The sequence below is a fragment of the Proteiniphilum sp. UBA1028 genome (assembly GCF_002316955.1).
In the GTDB taxonomy this organism is placed as follows: domain Bacteria; phylum Bacteroidota; class Bacteroidia; order Bacteroidales; family Dysgonomonadaceae; genus Proteiniphilum.
The window spans coordinates 73,089-75,960 of sequence record NZ_DCEN01000020.1; the positions used below are offsets into that span (position 1 = coordinate 73,089).

Consider the following 2,872-nt stretch of genomic DNA (forward strand, 5'->3'; position numbering starts at 1 on the left):
CAACTCTTCTTTTTCGAGGTTTGTGCTTGCTATATCAATGAATTCGACGCTTGTATATTCAATCGGAATGGTTTCGGGTACGGCAATACGATATATATCATAGATACGGAAGCGAAGATATTGCAACATAAAAACTTTAACACATCCATTTTTATTCGCACGCAACATACGCGGATTTTCCCAAAGGGCAAGCCAGAAATTCTGAACAACGTCTTTCGCTATTTCCTTGTTATGAACTTTAGACAACACGAAACAAAGAACGACACGGTTGTATCTTTCGTAAAATTGAGTAAAAGCCTTTTCGTCTTTTTCTTCAATGGCTTTTAATAGTATTTTGTCTGTTGTTTTCAATCCAAAACAAAAGTAGAAAAAATCTTCGAATCTTATTACCGCACCATCGCCAGAATTTCTTCTATTCGGTTATATGTTGATCCACAAAAAAATAGTAATTTTATCCATTCAAACATTGAACAAATACTTTAGAAATGAAAAATAGCACATCCGATAATCCACGAAAAAAATTGACGGATAAAGAAAAGGAGGTTCTGGCGCATGATTTGTTCGAAAGATACCGTTTGGGTAAAACTACTGAGGAAGAAAACAAAATTATTGAATCGCTTGAAGTCGATTTCATTCCCGAAAAGGATTTTGAGTTAACGGACGAACTCATAAATGAGATGGATCTTGATACAAAGGCGTTTATTTTTAAACATGCAGGCATAGATTTGGACAATCCAACTCATCGTGCAAAAAAACGTGAACTTTCGCTTACCATTATTGCTTCTATTGCAAGTATTGCCTTACTGGTAATCGGGATATTTTTGTTTTACAAGCCGCAATATCATCAGACGAAAAATATTGAAAAACAACATGTTACGACCGATGCAATTAAAAATATCACCTTAGCCGACGGTTCTGAAATCATTTTAAACTCGGGTACAACCTTACGTGAAACCTCACGTGAAGTGTGGTTGGAAGAAGGGGAGGTATTTTTCAACGTAAAACCCAATAACAGCCAACCATTCATCGTTCATTTGCGCGACGGGTTGACGGTAAAAGTGGTTGGAACAAGTTTTACAATTCAAAGTTACGCGGAATTATCATTTCAGGAAGTCAGCGTGTTGAGTGGAAATGTAAATGTTTCAACTCCGGAGAACAAAAGTTTGGAGCTTGCAGCTAACCAGCAAGCAACATATTATGCGGCAAAAAAGGAGCTTACGCGAGAATCGATTAACAGCGTGCAAAAAGCAGCCTGGCGTACAGGTACAATCGTGTTGGAAAGTGCATCTGCCGATGAATTGTCTTTACGTATTCGTCAACTATACGGAAAAGAGGTTGTTTTTGAGAACCAATCCGGATCAATGTCCATAAATATGACGCTCGACAGATCCATGGCAATAAATGAAATTGCGGATGAAATAGCTGCTTTGTACGATTTGACCTATCGTATCGCTGACGATAAAATAGTCTTCCAATCCACAAATGTCACGGAAATTCCCTAAAATATTATTGTCGCTTTTCGGCTTATTTTTCATTGGAAATGTCCGGGCGCAAACCACTTCTTTCCCGGCCGAAAATATGTTGTCGCGCATTGAACGCATTGATGAAACGGCCAGAGAAAAAGGAAAATCCATCACGTACGAATCGCGGTTTTTAGAAGGGGTCACTGTGCGTCCGTTAAGAACAATGTCTGCAGATATTGAAACATGGCTGCGTTTGTCACTCGAAAACACTCCGCTTACATATCGCAAAATCAACGCTGACCGTTTTGTAATCGTTCGCCGCAACCACGAAAAATCTGCCGGAGGATACCTGGCGGGTAAAATTACCGATACGTTTGGCGTGCCGATCGCCGGCGCTACCGTATGGGTACAAAGTGTGCAAAAAGGAACAATGACCGGATTAAACGGCGATTATTCGTTACCGCTTTCCGTAGGCAGTCTTGAGGTTGAAATCCGTTTTTTGGGATACGAGCCGATACGGGTTGCATCCGTTGAGATTGGCGAAAAGCAAACAACACGCCTGGATGTTGCTCTAAAAGAAACAAACGTTTCGCTTAGCGAAATAGTAGTTACCCAAACACCTCCTGAAAGCTTCATTGTCGGTGCATTGCGGGCACAACGAAACACATCTTATGTCAGTACTGTACTTGCCGGACAGGAAATAGAACGCTCTGCCGCCAACACCGTTCGTGATGCACTGCAACTCATTCCGGGTATCGCTGCCACCGAAAATAACGGTATTATCGTCCGTGGCGCGGGCGGACGATGGAACGAAATTGCACTTGATGGCATTCCGATGCCCAATTACGATCCGGCGTACAGCATTTTTTCCTTCGACATGTTACCCGTTTCATTGGTGGACAATATCCGTTTATTAAAATCATCCACGCCGGATATTCCCGTAAGTTTCGGTAGTACAATGACCGATATCATCACAAAAGATATTCCGGAACAAAATTTTGTGCAATTAAAAGCCGGATTTCAACTGAATACGCAAAGCACATTTCAAAACCAACGCGGAAGAAAACGCGGTAAATGGGATTTTATCGGATTGGACGACGGAAGCCGCGAGGTTCCAGAAAATGCAGTACAGATTCCGGCAACACATTTTCGGATTTTCAATCGTAAAGCGCCGCCATCACAGCACTATTCCGTAACAGTTGGTCGAGCACGTACATTAGCAGACAAAGAAAACCGGATGGGTGTGCTGTTTTCCCTGTCTTACCGAAACAGGCAGCAACAATCGGTTATTGAGCATACGCAGCGTGGCAGATGGAAGAGGGTGGGGCAATATGCGGGCAATATGAGCGAAAGCCGTAATTCAGGATATACATATGGCTACAACATGGTTATGGGCGGAATGCTGAACG

3 protein-coding genes are annotated in these 2,872 nt (G+C 42.1%); 2 read left to right on the forward strand and 1 reads right to left on the reverse strand.

The features are described 5' to 3' along the window. Positions 1 to 351: RNA polymerase sigma factor (locus B3Z75_RS02545; RefSeq protein ID WP_294067382.1), on the reverse strand; the 351-nt coding region annotated here is incomplete at its 3' end. A 134-nt stretch (positions 352 to 485) separates the two neighbouring features. Between B3Z75_RS02545 and B3Z75_RS02550 the strand changes: the two genes are divergently transcribed. Beyond that, positions 486 to 1,502 carry a FecR family protein gene (locus tag B3Z75_RS02550; protein WP_294067384.1) on the forward strand — a complete coding sequence of 339 codons (1,017 nt, stop codon included), beginning with the start codon at positions 486 to 488 and terminating at the stop codon, positions 1,500 to 1,502. Beyond that, positions 1,483 to 2,872, forward strand: a 1,390-nt coding sequence (locus B3Z75_RS02555; protein WP_294067386.1) for a TonB-dependent receptor, incomplete at its 3' end; no start/stop codon positions are given. The genes B3Z75_RS02550 and B3Z75_RS02555, both read left to right, overlap by 20 nt.